The sequence below is a fragment of the Acinetobacter sp. AOR12_HL genome, from assembly GCF_027855275.1.
Classification (GTDB): domain Bacteria; phylum Pseudomonadota; class Gammaproteobacteria; order Pseudomonadales; family Moraxellaceae; genus Acinetobacter; species Acinetobacter baumannii.
This window is the reverse complement of record NZ_JAKTIJ010000016.1, coordinates 19,316-37,339: the sequence shown is the minus strand read 5'-3', so window position 1 is coordinate 37,339 and position 18,024 is coordinate 19,316. Positions and strand designations below refer to the sequence as shown.

Sequence of the window (18,024 nt, the reverse complement as noted above, 5' to 3'; positions counted from 1 at the left end):
ATCATTATGAAATTGCCTCAAGCTGATTTTCAACATCGCAGAAACCGTCTAGCAGAAAAAATGGGTCCAAACAGCATTGCGATTATTGCAACGCGTGAGGAAATGTACCGTAATCGTGATGCGGATTATAAATTCCGTGCCGATAGTAGTTTTTTCTATTTGACGGGTTTTGCAGAGCCTGAGGCAGTTGCTGTCATTGAAACCTTTGATGACGTTACTGACTATAGCTATAGTCTTTTTTGCCGTGAACGTAATCGTGAGATGGAAATCTGGAATGGTTATCGTGCGGGAATTGACGGCGCAATTGAAGAGTACGAAGCAGATGAAGCTTATGCAATTGATCTGCTTGATGAAGAAATTATTGAAAAATTATTAAATAAAGAGCGTCTTTATTATCGAATCGGACACAATGCTGCATTTGATGCCAGAGTAAGCCAATGGATCAAAAAAGCGAATGCCGAGCATCGTCATGAAGCCGCTCCAGCCCAGTTAGTTCAACTTGATCGCATTATTGATGAAATGCGGTTAATTAAATCACCGCAAGAAATTGAGCTGATGCAAATCGCTTCAACAATTAGTGCTAAGGCACATACTCGTGCAATGCAAACTGTTCGCCCTGGCATGATGGAATATGCACTAGAAGCTGAGCTTAATTATATCTTTGGGCAAAACGGCTGTGTGCCTTCATATAACAGTATTGTTGGTGGCGGTGCCAATGCTTGTATTTTGCACTATGTTGAAAATAACCAAGCTCTTAAAGACGGTGATTTGGTTTTAATTGATGCTGCATGTGAATATGAGTTCTATGCATCGGATATTACCCGTACTTTTCCCGTAAACGGGAAATTTAGCCCCGAACAAAAAGCATTGTATGAAGTGGTATTGGCCTCTCAATATGCGGCGATTGATGCAGTACGTATAGGTAACTCATACCGTGAGCCTCATGAGGTTGCAGTCAAAATTTTAACGGAAGGCTTAGTTGATTTAGGTTTGCTCAAAGGTGATGTGAGTGAGCTGATTGAAACAGAAGCCTATCGTCAATTTTATATGCATGGTACAGGCCACTGGTTAGGTATGGATGTACATGATGTCGGTTCTTATAAAAAAGATGACGACTGGCGCCAATATGAAGAGGGCATAGTTGTTACTGTTGAACCCGGTTTATACATTGCGCCAGATGATGAAACTGTAGATAAAAAATGGCGTGGTATTGGCATTCGTATTGAAGATGATGTGGTCGCAACGTCAAAAGGCCCACGAGTTTTAACTGCCGATGTAGTTAAAGATATTGCAGATATTGAACATTTAATGGCGCAAGCTAAAGCATAATTAAACGTATTCGCCAAAGGAGCAAAACTCGATGCAACAACAAGTGATTATTGTAGGTGGGGGTATGGTGGGTTTAAGCCTTTCCCTCATGCTGGCGAAGGCTAATATCACGGTAAAGCTATTAGAAGCTGTGAAATACCCAAACTATGATGATCAAAATGTTGCCCCTTACCATTCCAGTTTCGATGCACGTAATACGGCTTTATCGCGTCGTAGCGTACAGATTTATCAGAAGCTAGGGTTATGGGATGCATTACAACAACATGCCACTCCAATTTTGCAAGTTCACATTACTGAGCAAGGCAGTTTTGGTAAAGCACGTTTAGTTGCAGAACAAGAAAAAGTCGAAAGCTTTGGACAAGTCATTGAAAATGCATGGCTCGGTCGTGTTTTATTGACTCAAGTACGCCAACAACCTTTGATTGAGCTAATTGATGGCGTACAAGTCACTGCTCTAACTCAAGACGCTGAACAGGTACATATCGAAGCTCAGCGTGGTGATGAACTTTTAAAGCTTGAGTCAAAATTATTAATTGCAGCAGATGGACGCGATTCTTTCTGTCGTCAAGCAATTGGTGTTGGTGTCGATGTCCACGACTATGATCAGGTTGCGATCGTTACGACTGTTCAGACTTCAAAACCGCATGAGCATGTAGGATTTGAGCGTTTTAGTGCATTAGGGCCTTTAGCTTTGTTGCCATTACCGGGTGAATACCGTCGCTCAGTGGTATGGCCTGTTAAAAAAGGCACTGAAGGTGAGTGGTTGGGCGAAGAAAATGACCAACACTTTTTAGATGCTTTGCAAAAAACTTATGGTGACAGAGCGGGTAAATTTGAAAAAACGGGTAAACGCTTTAGTTATCCGCTTTCACAAGTGCTTGCGCATAAACAAGCTGTCGGACGCGTTATTTTAATGGGTAATGCAGCGCATACAATCCATCCTGTTGCTGGGCAAGGTTTTAATTTATGCCTACGTGATGCAGATGTGTTGCTACGTTATTTAGTGAACCAGTTAAGCGCATCTGATGATATTGGTAACCCAGATAATTTACTTGCCTATGAACAAGCCCGTTTATCTGACCAGCAGCGAGTAATTAAATTCTGCGATACCGTAGTTCGGGGCTTTAGTAACCAAAACCCATTATTAAAATTAATCCGTAATACGGGATTAATTGCATTTGATGTCATTCCGGGTGTGAAGCCACTGGTAGCAAACTATGCAATGGGGTTAAAAGCATGAGTGAAGTGTTAGATGTCGTCATTGTTGGTGGTGGACTAGTTGGTGGCTTAACTGCTTTATTACTTGCACAAGGTGGTGTACAGCCTACCGTGCTTGATGCTGCCCCTGTACTTGATGTTGAAAAAACATTAAGCGTGATGAACCCGCGTGTTTTAGCACTTAGCCAAGCGACCATCCATTTACTTAAAACAGTCAATGTTTGGGATGATCTGGCACGTCAAATGCCTTATACAGGCATGCAAGTGTGGAACTTAAATGGCTATGGTGAAATTAATTTTGGCCATGAGTCTGTGCAAAGACCAATGCCAGAGCAAGCCTTGGGTTCTATGGTTGAGCCAAGTGTATTGAATGTTGCTATTCAACAAAAAATGATTGAGCAGTTAACAGATTATCGTACTCAAGTTCGCGTTACCCGTATTGAGCAAGGTGTTGGGTGCTGGCATATTCAACTTGCAGATGGTTCTACGCTTAAAACTAAACTACTTATTGGTGCAGATGGTGCAAATTCATTTGTACGTGAGCAAGCTTTTATTGACCTCGACGTACTAGATTACAAGCAAGCAGCCATTAGCTGTGCAATAAAGACTTCCAAACCTCATCACTATGTTGCCCGTCAAATCTTCTTACCTACAGGGCCTTTAGCATATTTGCCAATGGCGAGTCTTGAAGAAAGTGAAAATGGCTACTGGCAGTCCATTGTCTGGACACTACCAGATGATTATGCCGATGAATATTCAGCTTTAAGTGATGCTGAGTTTATGCAACTTCTAACTCGTGAAAGCCAACATATGTTGGGTGAAGTGCTCGATGTTCGTTCAAGAGCCCAATTTCCATTGAAAGCGCGTGCCGCAAAACAATACGTTAAAGATGGCCTAGCCCTCATTGGCGATGCAGCTCATGTGATTCATCCACTTGCTGGACAAGGGGTGAATATTGGTTGTTTAGATGCAGCTGTACTCTGTGATGCACTATTGCATGATTTAGGTCGTGGTGTATGGGCGCATGAACAAACCTTAATGCGTTATGAACACCGCCGTAAAGGACAGAATGATGCGATGATGCATAGTATGTCGGCAATTGGTTGGCTAGAAAGTAGTGAGCTATTTCCATTGATTTGGGCCCGAAATGTGGGACTCAAACAAGTTGAACAAATTTCGTTCTTAAAAGAGCGTTTTATGCAACAAGCAAATGGTTTAGGGGCTTTACAAAACACCCAGTATAGTCGTTAAAATAATTACGAAGTTTATGCTCTACTGATCTAAATAAATATCAGTAGATATTTTTTAAACAATCATTTATATATCATTACCAATTCGGTCAGAAAAGATACGGATTTGACCAATTTGGCTCTTTGCTAAATGCAAAGAGATTGCTAAATTTCTGAGGTCTTGAAGACCATAGCGATGATGCAATACAAATCATTGTGGGGAGTGTAAAAATGACAGATATCAATGATTATGAAGATGCAGAAGATTCTGCTGTAGATGAAGATGAAGCCAAAGCGGCTGAAAGTGGCGCAGCTGATGAAGAAGCAGGCAACTTAACTGATGCCGATCTTGCAGAAGCAGAAACGCTTACCGTAACCGCGAAACAAAAACAACGCCAAGCGTTGGAAGATGAAGTCGCTGCGTTTTTAGCTCGTGGCGGAAGAATCACAGAAGTTCCACCAGATGAACATAGCGATCGTTAATATTAGAAAAGCATCACTTGAGTGATGCTTTTTTATTGCCCGTTTTATGATGATTTAAGGATGGTTTTGTAGTTCTTTTAAAATGCCGCATTCATCTACTGTACGGTCGGTAGAGCAGTGTTGTTTTAAATCGATTAGGGTTTCTTTTAAAAGCAATAGACGCTCAATCTTTTCCGATACTTCTATCAAGTATTTATTCACCAAATTATCAACTTCCGTACAAGCCCGTTTCGGCTGAGCTTTCATTTCTTTTAGCGTTTTAATATCACTGAGAGAAATATCTAATTCACGGCAATGTTTAATAAATAATAGGTCTGCAAGTGTTTGATCTGTGTAAACACGATAATTATTTTCTGAGCGCTGAATGCGGTCCAGCACACCTACTTTTTCGTAATAACGAATAGTATCGATCGGGACATCTGCTTTTTTTGATAATTGACCAATAGAAAGACTCATAAGACTTGACTCTGGAGCTACTCAAGGGTTTTTAATCACTATAAAAGAGTTTTTGAGGAAATAAAATGGCTGGATGTGGATGTGCTTCAACCTGCTCTCCTACAAAGAAAGCAAGCCCGCGCTTTAGAAAAGCGTTATGGATTGCTCTTGTAATTAATGCACTCATGTTTGTCGTTGAAATAGTCGGTGGTTATAAAGCCCAATCTGTTTCATTATGGGCAGATGCATTAGATTTTGCGGGAGATGCTGCAAATTATGCTCTGTCTTTAGTCGTGCTTTCGATGAGCCTTTACTGGCGTGCAACCGCAGCACTTGTTAAGGGTATAACGATGGCCGCTTTTGGGTTCTTCGTTATTGCAAAAGTCGTTTGGTCATTTTTTCATGGCGTTTCACCTGAACCGATGGTCATGGGGACAATTGGGGTAATCGCTTTAATTGCTAACGTTTCTGTTGCTTTAATGCTTTATGCATACCGCGATGGCGATGCCAATATGCGCTCTGTCTGGTTGTGTAGTCGTAATGACTCTATCGCTAACATTGCTGTTGTTTTGGCTGCTGTAGGCGTGTTTGGAACAGGCACTATATTTCCGGATTTATTCGTAGCCTTTGTTATTGCATATTTAGGTGTATCTTCGGGTTACGCTGTGATTAAGCAATCATTACAAGAAAGAAAACAATCAAAGTTAATGTTGGGTTCAGAAGCTTAATCTTGATTGCATAAAAAAGTACCATGCTTACATGGTACTTTTTTGTTTTTGAATGCATTAGATGAGAAGTGATATTGCGATACTCCACATAACGCAACCAATCATGAAATCTAAAATTTTCCAAGCTTTTGGATTGATAAATAATGGTTTTAGAAATCTTGCACCATAGCCTAGACTGAAAAAGAAGATCCAAGAGGCAAGAATGCTACCTAAGGCAAAACTGATTTTATCTTCTAGCTGTGTCGCAACCGAACCAATCAGTACAATGGTATCTAAATAGACATGTGGATTCAGCCAAGTAAAGGCAAGACAGGTTATAAGTGCTTGGGTTAAAGTCTGCTTTTGGCTGCTATCAAGCTCCATGCCTTGGTTAGTTTTAAACGCGGCATAGAAGGCTTTTGCACCGTAGACGAATAAGAACGTTGCCCCTAAATATTTAGCGACTGTGATTAAGATGGGTGATGCTGTCATAATTTCGGCAAAACCTAATACACCACAGGCGATTAAAATTGAATCGGACAGGGCACAAATTAAACATAGCCAAAATACATATTGCTGTTTAAGCCCTTGCTTTAGAACAAAAGCATTTTGGGCACCAATTGCTACAATTAGGCCGCTACCAATACCTAAACCTTTAAAAAACACACTCAGAGAAAGCATAACCATTAAGCAGAAACAAATCAGATGGGGGAATTATCTGACTTTTTATTAAGAAATAAGTAAAATTAAGAATATTTAGGTTTGGCTAAAAATAATTTAGGTTTTGTATGTTGGATAGTAAGCAGTGTGAAGCTTTTCTGGCGGTTGCAGAAGTCGGAAGTTTTGATGCAGCAGGAGAGCATTTATGTATAACTCCCTCTGCTGTATCACTACGTGTACAAGCCCTAGAAAAATATTTAGGGCAGATTTTAATAATACGTGGCCGTCCATGTGTGCTTACACAAGCAGGGCAAACCTTACTCCAGCATTTACGTCATACAAGGTTAATGGAGCAAAATCTTTTACAAGGTTTAATGGGCAAATCTTCTGAATCAGAATTTTATAAAATTGCGTTGGCTTCAAATGCGGATTCATTAGCAACTTGGCTTTTACCCAGTATTCAGCAAACACTTTTTAAAGAAAAAATAGTATTAGAGCTAAAAATTGACGATCAATCTCACACGCATACTTTGCTAGAAACAGGTCAGGTCAATGCATGTATTACAGCAGAAGAGCAAGTGATGGCGGGTTGCTTAGCTCAGCCTCTTGGTAAAATGCGCTATAAAATGCTGGCATCGGCCGAGTTTGTAAATCGGTGGTTTAGTGGTGGAGTTAACCGAGAAGTTTTAAGAAAAACACCGGCAGTTATTTTTAACCATAAAGATTTAATGCATTCAGAGGTTTTATTAAAAGGATATGGTTTACCAATGCAGAGTTATCCTTATAGTTTTATTCCGGCGACAGATGCTTTTGTTAAAGCAATTCAACTAGGTTTAGGCTATGGCATGGTGCCTGAACTTCAGGTTCAACCATTACTCGAAAATGGAACACTTGTTGATATTATGCCTGAGGCTCAACTTGATGTTCCTTTATATTGGCATCACTGGAAAAGACAGTCGAAACAACTTGATGTACTGACCGAGACCATTGTTGAATCAGCAAAACAGATATTGAGATAATTTTAGATCTTGGTTTTTAAATGGCGATTTGAAATGTGTTGAATATAAAATTCTATATCTTGTACTGAGTAACCTAAAAGTTGTCCGATTCTGCGGTCGAGTTCTAGGCGCTCTTCAAGTTGAGTTGCTTTTAATGACCTTTCAATACATAACATGAGTTCATTCAAATCTGCTAAAGACGCATCTTTATAGATCAACATAATTGAAAAGGGGAGAGACAGAGAAGTTTCAATGTCTTTACTGATCATAGATAAAGACCCTTGTTCAAGATGCTTTATAAATTCAATGGGTAATAACTCATAAAAATAAGCGATAGGTTTTTTGCCTGAAAGTAATAATTCTAGTTCTTGTCCTTCATGCGGGCCAAGTTTTCCAAGTGATTCAGTCATATCAATACTCTTATTTTTTTTATCTTTAATATTGTTATGCAAAATTTATGCGCGGTGATGACATAGGCTTTGGTCATCACCGTTTAGTTAATAAATTAAGATTGTGTTAACTCAAGCGCACGTTGATAAGCGACTTTTTTCTTAATACCCGTTAAATCAGCAGCCAGTTGAGATGCTGCTTTAACTGATAAATCTTGAAGTAAGCGCTTTAAAAGCTCATCTAGTTTTTCTTGTTCCAGATCGGTTTTTTCTGCTGCACCACCAACCACAAGGACAATTTCACCTTTTTCTTGGTTATGGTCATTTTCAATAAAACTAACCAAATCTTTTAAGGTCATTTTTTTGATCGTTTCAAATGTTTTGGTAATTTCACGCGCGAAACCTACAGGGCGGTTTTCACCAAATACTTCAGCCATATTTTTTACGCATTCTAAAATACGATGTGGCGCTTCATAGAAAATTAAGGTTTGAGTTTCATTTTTAAGCTTTTCGAGTTGCGAAATACGTTGAGAAGCCTTTGATGGTAAAAAGCCTTCAAAACTAAAACGGTCACTTGGTAGGCCTACAGCACTTAAAGCAGCAATTGCAGCACATGCACCCGGTACAGGTACAACCCTAATACCATGTTCCTGAGCAGCACGGACCAGTTTAAACCCAGGGTCACTAATAAGTGGTGTGCCTGCATCACTAATCAAAGCAATATTTTCACCAGCAAGTAGCTTTTGAACTAACTGCTCAATTTTGTTGCTTTCATTATGGTCGTGGCATGCGGTAAGTGGAGTAGATATATTATAGTGTTTGAATAATTGAGCTGATTGGCGTGTATCTTCGGCAGCCACAATAGAAACTGATTTTAAGATATCAATTGCACGGAAAGTCATATCATCTAAGTGCCCGATTGGGGTGGCTACAACAAATAACTGAGCACTCATTTGGTTTTTACTCCGTACAGATAAACAATTTTAATGGGTTAGTGTACCCGAAATTATGTTTTCGGCGTGAACAATGTCAGTAGGCTTTTTATTTTTCGAAACATCTGCTTTTGATTTGTTCAATTCAAAAATAAAAAGGTATAGAACCAGCATTAACAGCATTTACATTTTTAATTGGGGAAACAAAAAAATTATGTTAGTTGCACAGCAGTTGGGCCAATGGGCGGAACAAACAGCACTAAAACTTTTAAAAGAACAAAATTATGAATGGGTCGCCAGTAATTATCATTCACGCCGTGGAGAGGTCGATCTGATTGTAAAACGCGGTAACGAATTGATTTTTGTTGAGGTAAAAGCGCGAGGGCAGGGAAATTATGGTCAAGCTTGTGAAATGGTGACCTTGAGCAAACAGAAAAAAATAATTAAGACGGCGATGAGGTTTTTACAGCGCTACCCATCTTATCAGGATTTTTATTGTCGTTTTGATGTGATTTGTTTTGATTTTCCACAGAAAATTGCAAAAACAGTACAGCAAGACTTTTCGAAATTCCATTATGATCTGCAATGGATCGAAAATGCATTTACTTTGGATTAAGAGTTCATTACTCTTTTGAGCAAATTAAAGACCGATGTTTTATGATCAAGCCAAGAAGAGATTGATAGGAGTCTGGTGGAGTGTTGAAACGTATTGCTGTAACAGCGCTTTGTGTCGCAAGTTTGTCAGGTTGCGCAAGTTTTATTTCTGGTGGAACAGGTACAGCTCCAGTTGGAACAGATAGTGGTGTACGTAGCTTAGGCCAAGTATTTATTGATTCTTCAATTAAGCGTACAGCGAATATTAACCTCTATAAGCTTGATCAGCGTTTTAAACAATCTCGTATTAACATCGAAAGCTTCCATAGCACAGTATTGTTAACTGGACAGGTGCCAGACCCATACTTAAAACAGTTGGCAGAAGACAACGTTAAAGCCATGAGTGATGTGAAAGCTGTACATAACTACATTACTGTGGGTAACAAAGTAAGTTATAACACGATCATGCAAGATGCTGGGGTAACTGCAAATACACGTGCTTTATTAATGAAAGCGCCAGTAGTATCGGACAGTAAAGTACTGGTCCATACCGAAGATGGTGTTTTATATGTGATGGGCCGTTTAAACACAGCTGAAATTAATGATTTAAACAATGTGCTTCAAAATGTCGGTAACGTGACTAAGATTGTAACGCTCATTGATAATATTGATTTAGCGCCTGCTCCAGCAGCGAGTACTGCCAGCGCAACAACTACACCAGTAATTAATAATGTTCTTGCTCAACCAACAGTTCAAACTCCTGTTGCAATTGATCCGGACCAAACAGATCCAGCATCTTCTGCACAATAAAATATGAACCTGATTGAACAATTACAAAGCAAAATTGAGCAGGCGAGAACTCTTTATAAAGAGTTCCGTCTGTATGATTTGGGGAGCTTTGCTTTAAACCGTTTTACACCAAAAGATGGTTTTGAGCAGGTTTTAAATGTGCGTTATGGCTTAAAGCCTCGCCATCGTCTAGATATTTATCGTTCTACTAAGCGATTAGCTCATCGACCACTCATTGTTTTTGTACATGGTGGTGCTTGGCAACATGGTAATAAACGAGACTATTTATTTATAGGTGAAGCGTTTACGAAAGAAGGTTATGACGTTGCTGTCATTAACTATCAGCTCGCACCAAAGAATATTTTTCCAAGTTATGTAGATGACTTAACGCAAGCGTTAAACTATTTACACCAGAACCAAGAAAAACTGGAAATCTCGACAGAGAATATTGTGCTTATGGGGCATTCGGCAGGTGCATTTAATGTGATGTCTGCTGTTTATCACCCAAAACCAAATACAATTCAGTGTTTAGGTAATATTAAAGCAATTTTTGGTTTGGCAGGTCCTTATCATTTTGATTATAAAGGTGATCCGCTTGCCGAAGATGCTTTTGATCAAAGCATTTCTTATAAAGAAGTGATGCCATATTATTTTGTAAATCAAAATCATATTAAGCATTATCTGCTCATGGCTGAAAATGATCAGCTTGTAAAAAAAGAAAATACCTTTGATCTTGATCAGGCACTTAGACAAAGCGGAAATCACAGTCATATCGCTGTGATTCCTAAAACAGGTCATATTACAATTTTGGCGAGTTTATCGAGTTTTGTAAGTCATTACTTCCGAACTAAACGGACCATTTTGCACTTTCTGGATGAAGTATTTTAAAACATCAGTTCGAGAGCGCAGATTACTTCGCTTGAGTAATCTGCGTAATCATTGCGTGTGCAATACTGCCTTTAAATGGAATTTCAGGTAACTGATCAAATTTAAAGAATTGTGCATCGGCAATTTCATCTTCTTGCAAAGAAATTTCACCTGACTCATATTCAGCTCTAAATGCAATCATGAGATTGCTTGGAAAAGGCCAAGGTTGGCTTGACATATATTGGATATTTTTGAGTTTAAGTCCCACTTCTTCTAAAGCTTCGCGCTGAACAGCTTCTTCAAGCGTTTCCCCAACTTCTACAAATCCTGCGATCAAGCCATACATATTGGTTTTATTGTGAATAGATTTCGCCAATAAAATTTCATCATCGCCTTTAGTAATGATGGTGATAATACATGGGTTTACACGCGGATATTGGTGGTAGCGACAAGAAGGGCACACCATAGCATATTCTGTAGGGTGTACTTCGGTAGCATGCCCGCAGTGGCTACAAAACTTGTGATTACGTCGCCATTCGAGCAACTGTACAGCACGACTTGCCTGTAAAAATTGTTCTTTTGACCAGTTGGAAATAAGTTGACGAATTGGAACGAGTTGCAGTCCTTCCGGAATGGCTTCTTCACTCAACAGGTCACGTGCAATGACCTGTTCATCATGAGTGAAAAGCAGATCACTTGCTAACTTTTCGACTTTAGGTAATTGAAGGTTTTGGTCAACCAATAATTGTTGATGATGAAAAATATAAGCAAGTGATAACTCAGACATTAAGCTGCCTTTTTTTGAAGTTGTTGACTACTTAGCAATGCTACATCAAACATGGATTGTAGAACAGGCTGTTTATTTTTTAAATTGTCAACTAACATATCTAGCCCAGCTAAAACGTTAAAAATACAGTGAATCTGATCATGATTGAAAGGCTGATTTTGATCGATTTGCTTTTGGACAAACTTGGCAGTTTCAAGCAAAGCATTTTGTTGAACTGTGCTTCCTAAAAATTCAGCCGCGCCAGCCAACTCTTTTAAAGAGCCTGCAATTGCTTCAATATTTTGAGTTTGATCGTTGGCATAGAGAGTCAAACTTTGGCATACAAAATCGGTTAAATTTTTGGTCTCATTCAATAATGTCTGATGTGCTTCATCTAAACGATCTAGAGAGATATTGGTATTGTTCACACGAATTTGTAGACGGTTAGATGAATAATGGCGCACCAAAATACCAATGGCATTCATGGCAGATAAAATGCTTTTCATCAACTGCTGAGCATAGTTTTCATTACTCAAGATATTGATTTGGCTTAAACTGCTGGCTTGTTGAGAAAGCTCTGAAGCAGCTTCATTTAAGTTGAGTAATTTAAAAGTATGAGCAAGCTGCATAAGATTGCTTTGTAGTCGCTGAGCTTTTTCTGGTGACATGTTTTGGTAGTTATATTCAATATCATTACGAACTTTATTCATTTCGCTTAAGATTAATTGACTTACCGTTTGCATGGTATCAAAGTCTGGACCATACAAGTGTTGGCTCAGTGCTTTAAGTTGAGTGTCGGTGAGAAACTCATGACCAATGTTTAACTGACTACGGATTTGCTGCGCAAGTTGGTCTTCTTGTCCAATCACGATACTCATGATATCTGCTAGAGTAGTTAAGTTTGCTTCAAAGCCTTCAGGTGAGGCTAAAAATAAACTTATGGCATTTTCAAGGTTAATGAACACACGTAGGCGAGCATCATTTAAAACAAGTTCATCAATATGACTAAAGGCAGAGTTCACCAATTGCCAGTATTGCTGGCTTGGTTGACCTTGAGCCATGCTCACTAAATAACTGCCAATCAGTTTAAATGCTTGAAAGTCTCGAGCACTTTCAGTTTTATTTAAAAATTGATGTAGTGATAATTTATAAAGCTGATGGATAAACTGAGTTCTTTCATTAATAAGCACTTCGGGTAACGGTAACTCAAGTGAAATTGTTGAAAGCTTTGACGCAATCTGTTGTCCAGAAGAGGTTAGTGGCTTATTTAAAGCTTTTTCTAAATTATTTAAGGTGTCTAAAAGAAACTGAGGTACTTCGACTTCACGTAAACAGATGAATTCAATATAACGTTTAACCATGGTTGTGCCTTCACTTAAAGCAACAACGTCATCGGTATTGATGCGCTCTGGATTCGCCATAATCTTTTGCATCAACTCGGTTGAATATTGAGTGATTTTTGCCAAATATGGAATATCAATGAGACGTAAGACTTGAGTACATTGTTTAAATTGTTCTAATGCATCATCAATACCAAAAGGGAGAGCCTGTTCTTCAATTAAGGTGCTTACAGCGCCTTCAACCAGTTTTATTGAATTATCAATTTCATTTTTAATGATGAGTAACGCTGTTGGATCAAATTGAATCGAATTATGCTCAGACATAAAAAATTCCCCTTTGCAAAAAAATCAATTGTTATATTCGTCATGGCTCAATAGTTTGAGCTAAAAATCTATACGACTAATATAACTTAACTTGCAAAAGGGGAAACTAAAAAAACATTAGAGAATCAAAAATTTATTTTGCAAAAAGGCAAGGTTCTCCATGTTTTTTCTCAAATTCTTTGACCCAAGTCTCATGTATGTTTAGCTCTTCATCTGAAGGGTAAATAACAGGTAATTCAATTTGAACTCTAGCTTTGGTCGTTTTTTGCTGGTCACTTTCACTTTGCGATAGGGCATCCATATCAAAGGAAACTTGACCACCTGTCATTGCCAAGTAAACATCAGAAAGAATTTCAGCATCGAGTAATGCGCCGTGGAAAGTACGGTCACGCGCTGGAATTTCATAACGTCTAACTAAGGCATCAAGTGAGTTTTTCTGCCCAGGATGCTTATTTTTCGCTAAAGCTAAAGTATCGGTAACTTCACAAACTTCTGAAAGAGCAGGTAACCCAACACGTTTAAACTCCATATCTAAGAAGTTCATATCGAAGGTTGCGTTATGGGCAATAATTTCTGCGCCTTTTAGGTATTCAAATAAGGTATCTGCAATTTCTGCATATTTTGGTTTGTCGACCAAAAACTCATCTGTAATACCGTGGACTTGAACAGAGTCACCCACTGGTTTTTCAGGATTAATATAAATGTGAATCGAACTACCCGTAAGCTTACGGTTAATCATTTCGATGGCACCGACTTCAATAATGCGGTCACCATCTTGGAAATAGAAACCAGTTGTTTCCGTATCGAGTATGAGTTGTCTTGGGCCTTGTAATTTAAGCTTGGCTTCAGTCATCACAATTTGTGAATGAATATTGGTATTTTGCTGTTGTTCTTCTTGTTCTACAGCCTCAACTACTTTCATTTCTTCATCCACAACAATCATCTCAACTTCTTGTGTCTGCTCTAAAGTGACCGTTTCATCTTCGGTTGTTTCAACCAGATCGAATCCGAAAGGATCGTCTAGTAACCAGTCTTGTTCAGGCTTTTTTATATCTTGCGATACAGTGGCTGACTGTGGTTGCTTAAGTTCTTGAGCAGTTTTGTCTGCACCTAAATTCGCAAGTTGGTCAGCCATTTCATTACCTGCATGTCCTGCATGGCCTTTAATCCAGTTCCATTCAATATTTCTACCCGCACAAACGGCATCGAGTTTTTGCCATAGGTCAGGATTTTTAACATCTTTCCAGTTTTTCTTTTTCCAACCATGAATCCATTCTGTAATACCTTGCTTCACATAATTTGAGTCTGTCCAGACAATTAATTGAGCATCAGGAGGGCAAAAAGAAATTCCTTCAATAGCCGCAGTAAGTTCCATACGGTTATTTGTTGTGTCGGGTTCACCGCCAAATAATTTATGTTCACCCTGCTCGGTAATGACATATGCACCCCAACCGCCTAAACCCGGATTGCCACGACATGCACCATCAACATACAGTGTGATTGTTTGAGACATAAATCGAAACCTAAACTGAAAGAAAAAGAGCTGAATTTGGTGTATTGTATACGCAAAAAGTTCGGTTCCATCGTTACAAAGCAAGCTTTTTTTAATTTCTTGTAACATTTCCATGCAAATGACATTAAATTATTGCCTTGTCTATCTTGCATGCTTTACTACAATGGCATCGAAGACCTAGGGTTTGTGGGCAGACCCCAAGAAATATTACGCGAGTTGTTTGGAAGTTTTTATGTATAAACCAACCACATTTGTGTGGCAGCCATCTGCAGCATCATTATTCAAAATTACAGTCCTTAGCTCTGCTTTAGCTGCGTTGGGTATTACAACAGGCTGTTCTTCGACTCCGCAATCTGCAAAAACCTCGAAAACAAAACAGGTGAGTGGAGCAGGCTATCTTGATGCAAGCAGTCTGGACTCTTTAGAAGACTTACTTTCAGCAACAGATATGCGTGCTGTAGAGGGCGACCGTTTACTTATTTTAAAACACGGTGATGTCTGGAAGCGTATGGCCGTAGGCTTCAAAATGGACCTCAATCATTGGGATCCACGTATTGAAGCACAGCGTAGTTGGTTTATCTCACGTCAGCCCTACCTTGACCGCTTAAGTGCTCGCGCAAGTCGTTATTTATATCATACTGTTAAAGAAGCAGAACGCCGTGGTCTTCCAACCGAACTTGCGTTATTACCAGTGATTGAAAGTTCATATGACCCAGCTGCAACAAGTAGTGCGGCGGCGGCGGGTTTATGGCAATTTATTCCAAGTACTGGTCGTATTTATGGTTTACAACAAACGGGTATGTACGACGGACGCCGTGATGTTGTGGAATCTACTCGTGCTGCCTATGAGTTTTTAGGAAGCTTATATAACCAGTTCGGTTCATGGGAATTAGCTTTGGCTGCTTATAATGCTGGTCCGGGTCGTATTCAACAGGCGATTAACCGAAATCAGGCTGCTGGTTTGCCAACAGACTATTGGTCACTAAAATTACCGCAAGAAACCATGAACTATGTTCCGCGTTTCTTGGCTGTTGCACAAATTATTAAAAACCCACGCGCTTATGGGGTTTCGTTACCTCCGATTGCAAACAGGCCCCATTTCCGTGAAGTTACCTTATCTGCACCATTATCTTTAAATGAAATCGCATCGGTAACGGGCCTTAGCCGTGCTGAGTTATATGCATTAAACCCAGGCTATCGTGGTGAAACAGTAGACCCTGCAAGTCCAATGCGTATTTTGATTCCAGCTGATATAAGTCCTTCAGTGGATAACAAGTTAAAAGGGATGAAAGCAGGTGGAAGTTCAGGCTGGTGGGCAAGTGTTACTTCGCCGTCTAAACCGACCACAACGACTTCAACTTCAGTCACAGTTAGAACTACTCCATCAACTCCAGCTCAGCCAGTAAGACCATCGACGCCTGCTAAAACAAGTAGCAGCTCGGTAACGGTAAAAACTGCAACACCTCGTGGTTCTGATGCGCTAGCTGCTTTTGCAGCGTCAGCTGATGTACCAAGTGCACCGCGTATTCCTGTTGCGGTCACTCCGGCTGCAAATATCAAACCTGTGAGAACGGAACCACCAATTTCAGCAACTGAACGCGAGAAAATTTTAGCGGCAGTGCGTGCTGAAGGAGAAAAGGAAACAGTTGATCAAGCTTTAGAGCCTCAAGCTACTCAAGCTGAAAAAGACCAAGTTGTTGCCGAGTTAAAAGCACTTGCACCTCAGGGTACAGAAATTGTCGATCCGTATGATGGCAAAATTAAGTTAACCGCAATTCAGACCAGCCAATCTGTTGCTGAGCAGCAAGGTAAAGAAGTAAGTAAAGGTTTTGCTTATCCAAAAACTTTAGCTGAAGATGCAACTCTTGCAAACTCTGAAGATGCTCAGCGCAATAAAGATAAGCCTTATATTAAGACTGATACAGATGTTGTGGTTGTACAACCTAAAGGTAAGCGTAGTACTTATACAGTACAGCCTGGCGATACTTTAGCAGTTATTGCCATGAAGAATGGTGTGAACTGGCGTGATGTAGCTAAATGGAACCAGATTGACCCTGAAAAGACTTTATTTGTAGGAACCAGTCTATATCTCTATGATGCTAAGCCTCAAGAGGTGGAAACTACGGCAAAATCGGCAGCTAAACCTGATGTCTATGTTGTTCAAGCAAATGACAGTTTAACAGGAGTGGCAAATCAATTTAATTTGTCAGTGAAACAGCTAGCTGAATATAACGATTTGTCTGTAACAGATGGCTTGTTTGTAGGGCAAAAATTACAGTTAAAAGAGCCTAAAGGTAATCGTGCTGCTAAAGTAGAACCAAAGGTAATTCAAGCAAGTACACGTCGCATTGCAACGAAGAGTTATACGGTTAAACGTGGCGAATATTTGAAATTAATTGCAGACCGTTATGCATTATCTAATCAAGAGTTGGCAGACCTAACACCAGGATTATCAGCTGGTAGTAATTTAATTGTAGGCCAAAAAATTAATGTACCTGCAAAAGAAATCACTGTTGATGAAGTTGACGACAGCAAGGCTTCTGGTAAATATGAAAAGCTTGCAGCAGGTCCATCATATAAAACTGAAAGTTATAAAGTGCAGCGTGGTGATACATTATCAAGCATTGCGACCAAGTCTAAAATTAGCCTAGCTGAGCTTGCTGAACTGAACAACTTAAAAGCGAACAGTCATGTCCAACTGGGACAAACTCTAAAAGTTCCGGCTGGTGCATCAGTTCCTGACCAATATGTTGTGCAGTCAGGCGATAGCTTAAATGCAATTGCAGCTAAATATAACTTACAAACCAGTTATTTGGCTGATTTGAATGGTTTGTCACGTACTGCAGGCCTTCGTGCTGGTCAGCGTTTAAAATTAACTGGTGAAGTTGAAACAACTAGCAAAGTTTCGGCTAAAAATACCAAAGAAGAAACACCAGAAACCTACACAGTTAAATCTGGTGATAGCCTAGGAAATATCGCTAACCGCTATCATTTACAGTTAGATTACCTCGCTGCATTGAACGGTTTGTCTCGCAACAGTAATGTTCGTGTTGGTCAACGCTTAAAATTAACAGGTGATTTACCAACAGTAGAAACAGCTAAAACGGATACGGCGAAATCGTCTCCAAAAGCTGTAGTTGCAGGAAAAAATACTGAAAAGTACACGGTTAAAGCTGGTGAGTCGTTAAATGCTATTGCGAGTCGTGCGGGTATTTCAGTTCGTGAACTTGCTGAAATGAATGCATTAAAAGCAAATGCCAATTTACAGCGTGGACAAAATATTGTGATTCCAAAAACTGTAGTGGAATACAAAGTCAAACGTGGTGATACCTTAATTGGTCTTGCGAGTAAATATGGTTTAGAAACCACTTTATTGGCGGAACTCAACAACCTAACACCGTCGACTCAATTGCGTATTGGCGATATCATTAAAGTGCCTAATTTATAGAAT

Annotated in this window: 17 protein-coding genes; 10 read left to right on the top strand and 7 right to left on the bottom strand. The window is 39.5% G+C overall.

The window, feature by feature from the left end:
• Window positions 1-6 precede the first annotated feature (6 nt).
• The 4 genes from pepP to MKL36_RS06605 all read left to right on the top strand — a co-directional run bounded on the left by pepP (window position 7) and on the right by MKL36_RS06605 (window position 4,259).
• The gene (gene pepP / locus MKL36_RS06620; RefSeq protein WP_021511453.1) at window positions 7-1,329 is read left to right on the top strand and encodes a Xaa-Pro aminopeptidase; all 1,323 of its coding nucleotides are present in this window, start codon (window positions 7-9) and stop codon (window positions 1,327-1,329) included.
• A gap of 31 nt (window positions 1,330-1,360) precedes the next feature.
• Window positions 1,361-2,569: a 2-octaprenyl-6-methoxyphenyl hydroxylase gene (gene ubiH / locus MKL36_RS06615; RefSeq protein WP_086374215.1), complete on the top strand. Its 1,209-nt coding sequence runs from the start codon at window positions 1,361-1,363 to the stop codon at window positions 2,567-2,569.
• Entirely contained in the window at window positions 2,566-3,798 is a 1,233-nt protein-coding gene (locus MKL36_RS06610) for an FAD-dependent monooxygenase (RefSeq protein WP_021511454.1), read from the top strand. Before ubiH ends, MKL36_RS06610 begins: the two co-directional genes overlap by 4 nt.
• Before the next feature lie 209 nt (window positions 3,799-4,007).
• Window positions 4,008-4,259 (top strand): hypothetical protein, encoded by a 252-nt coding sequence (locus MKL36_RS06605; RefSeq protein ID WP_000129799.1) that lies wholly within the window; start codon window positions 4,008-4,010, stop codon window positions 4,257-4,259.
• Window positions 4,260-4,313: 54 nt separating this feature from the next.
• On the opposite strand, the gene MKL36_RS06600 is transcribed toward MKL36_RS06605, so the two are convergent.
• Window positions 4,314-4,715, bottom strand: a complete 402-nt coding sequence (locus tag MKL36_RS06600) for a MerR family transcriptional regulator (protein WP_000058923.1) — start codon at window positions 4,713-4,715, stop codon at window positions 4,314-4,316.
• A 65-nt stretch (window positions 4,716-4,780) separates the two neighbouring features.
• On the opposite strand from MKL36_RS06600, the gene MKL36_RS06595 reads away from it, so the two are divergent.
• Window positions 4,781-5,422, top strand: coding sequence for a cation transporter (locus MKL36_RS06595; RefSeq protein ID WP_000896581.1), 642 nt, complete (start codon window positions 4,781-4,783; stop codon window positions 5,420-5,422).
• Window positions 5,423-5,479: 57 nt separating this feature from the next.
• Here the strand turns inward: MKL36_RS06595 and MKL36_RS06590 are convergent, their stop codons facing one another.
• On the bottom strand, window positions 5,480-6,082 hold the full coding sequence (locus MKL36_RS06590; protein ID WP_000950251.1) for a LysE/ArgO family amino acid transporter: 603 nt from the start codon (window positions 6,080-6,082) through the stop codon (window positions 5,480-5,482).
• Between the two features lie 107 nt (window positions 6,083-6,189).
• On the opposite strand from MKL36_RS06590, the gene MKL36_RS06585 reads away from it, so the two are divergent.
• Window positions 6,190-7,080 carry a LysR family transcriptional regulator ArgP gene (locus MKL36_RS06585; RefSeq protein ID WP_000887367.1) on the top strand — a complete coding sequence of 297 codons (891 nt, stop codon included), beginning with the start codon at window positions 6,190-6,192 and terminating at the stop codon, window positions 7,078-7,080.
• 2 nt (window positions 7,081-7,082) lie between these two features.
• Here the strand turns inward: MKL36_RS06585 and MKL36_RS06580 are convergent, their stop codons facing one another.
• Together MKL36_RS06580 and rsmI are read right to left on the bottom strand one after the other, a co-directional pair.
• The gene (locus MKL36_RS06580; protein WP_000140378.1) at window positions 7,083-7,469 is read right to left on the bottom strand and encodes a hypothetical protein; all 387 of its coding nucleotides are present in this window, start codon (window positions 7,467-7,469) and stop codon (window positions 7,083-7,085) included.
• A gap of 95 nt (window positions 7,470-7,564) precedes the next feature.
• Window positions 7,565-8,401 carry a 16S rRNA (cytidine(1402)-2'-O)-methyltransferase gene (rsmI, locus tag MKL36_RS06575; RefSeq protein WP_021511456.1) on the bottom strand — a complete coding sequence of 279 codons (837 nt, stop codon included), beginning with the start codon at window positions 8,399-8,401 and terminating at the stop codon, window positions 7,565-7,567.
• A 193-nt stretch (window positions 8,402-8,594) separates the two neighbouring features.
• Here rsmI and MKL36_RS06570 point away from each other — a divergent pair, with 193 nt between their 5' ends.
• The 3 genes from MKL36_RS06570 to MKL36_RS06560 all read left to right on the top strand — a co-directional run bounded on the left by MKL36_RS06570 (window position 8,595) and on the right by MKL36_RS06560 (window position 10,651).
• On the top strand, window positions 8,595-8,996 hold the full coding sequence (locus tag MKL36_RS06570) for a YraN family protein (RefSeq protein WP_000959396.1): 402 nt from the start codon (window positions 8,595-8,597) through the stop codon (window positions 8,994-8,996).
• Window positions 8,997-9,076: 80 nt separating this feature from the next.
• Complete coding sequence (locus MKL36_RS06565; protein WP_000919363.1) at window positions 9,077-9,784, top strand: BON domain-containing protein; 708 nt, start codon at window positions 9,077-9,079, stop codon at window positions 9,782-9,784.
• Between the two features lie 3 nt (window positions 9,785-9,787).
• Entirely contained in the window at window positions 9,788-10,651 is an 864-nt protein-coding gene (locus MKL36_RS06560; protein WP_001048902.1) for an alpha/beta hydrolase, read from the top strand.
• Between the two features lie 22 nt (window positions 10,652-10,673).
• Here the strand turns inward: MKL36_RS06560 and nudC are convergent, their stop codons facing one another.
• The 3 genes from nudC to dnaQ all read right to left on the bottom strand — a co-directional run bounded on the left by nudC (window position 10,674) and on the right by dnaQ (window position 14,573).
• Window positions 10,674-11,417, bottom strand: coding sequence for an NAD(+) diphosphatase (gene nudC, locus MKL36_RS06555; RefSeq protein ID WP_001292948.1), 744 nt, complete (start codon window positions 11,415-11,417; stop codon window positions 10,674-10,676).
• Window positions 11,417-13,060, bottom strand: a complete 1,644-nt coding sequence (locus tag MKL36_RS06550; RefSeq protein ID WP_021511457.1) for a hypothetical protein — start codon at window positions 13,058-13,060, stop codon at window positions 11,417-11,419. Before MKL36_RS06550 ends, nudC begins: the two co-directional genes overlap by 1 nt.
• Window positions 13,061-13,193: 133 nt before the next feature.
• Entirely contained in the window at window positions 13,194-14,573 is a 1,380-nt protein-coding gene (gene dnaQ / locus MKL36_RS06545; RefSeq protein ID WP_005129285.1) for a DNA polymerase III subunit epsilon, read from the bottom strand.
• A 232-nt stretch (window positions 14,574-14,805) separates the two neighbouring features.
• Here dnaQ and MKL36_RS06540 point away from each other — a divergent pair, with 232 nt between their 5' ends.
• The gene (locus MKL36_RS06540) at window positions 14,806-18,021 is read left to right on the top strand and encodes a lytic transglycosylase (protein ID WP_021511459.1); all 3,216 of its coding nucleotides are present in this window, start codon (window positions 14,806-14,808) and stop codon (window positions 18,019-18,021) included.
• The last annotated feature ends 3 nt before the right edge of the window (window positions 18,022-18,024 follow it).